Origin of the sequence: Xenorhabdus sp. PB62.4, assembly GCF_014467285.1 — a bacterium.
Lineage (GTDB): Bacteria > Pseudomonadota > Gammaproteobacteria > Enterobacterales > Enterobacteriaceae > Xenorhabdus.
Genome location: NZ_NKHR01000098.1, coordinates 1 through 828, shown reverse-complemented (window position 1 = coordinate 828; position 828 = coordinate 1). Strand labels below are relative to the sequence as shown.

Below are 828 nucleotides of genomic sequence, written 5' to 3'. Positions count from 1 at the left end.
TTTTTTTATTGTCCACATTGATAATTTCAAATGATACTATTAACAAAATAATGGAAAGTAATGAAAGCGCAATATATAACCAATGGTTTTTTTTCATCGATTTACACCAATATTGTTTAATATGCTTCTGCAGTCTTTAGTTTTGTTATTTTTGTCTAAGCCACATATACCTATAAAACTAATTTGTGTGTCCTGACTGCCACTACGTGTTTTTTTATAGTAAATATTACCCTTCGCGAGGTCGCAATTAATGATTTCTTTGTTGATATCTTGTTTGGCTATATCAATATAATTCTCACCCACATCTATTGGAAGATCTCCCAATGCATAAACGTCACATTTTCCAATGCTATAAAGAAATGTTGTTTTTTCATCGCGTACGTTTAGGTGTTTGAATGTAATAAAAGCTTCATAAGAAGCGTAGCTACAGAAGAAAACGAATGTCATGCATATAACGAATTTTTTTATTTGTTGGTTTTTTGGCCTTGTGAAAATAGTTTTATCAGCGGGGTGCTTTAATTGCGCCTCACTTTCATTAATAGGAAAAACATTATTTTCACTCTGTTCAATTACTGGCTCTACAGCACCCTCGAAACGAAAACCTACTTTAGGAATGGTGATGATAATCTTTGGATCCCTTCCCAAGGATTCAAATGATTTTCGAATCTCGCTTACAGCGACATTGAGGCTATTGTTTGAACGTGTAAAACCATAATCCTCCCATACCCTTTTCAATAAATCTTCCCGATGAAGAGTTTCATTGCTGTTAGTGACCATTTCAAGCAGCAGTCGCGCCGCTTGGTTTGATAGTGTGATTTCATGATTGCT

1 protein-coding gene is annotated in these 828 nt (G+C 34.4%); it reads right to left on the bottom strand.

Translation table 11 applies throughout. The features are described 5' to 3' along the window. Positions 1-93 precede the first annotated feature (93 nt). Positions 94-828 (bottom strand): winged helix-turn-helix domain-containing protein (locus tag Xenpb_RS19370; protein WP_187655740.1); only part of this gene is annotated, 735 nt, incomplete at its 5' end.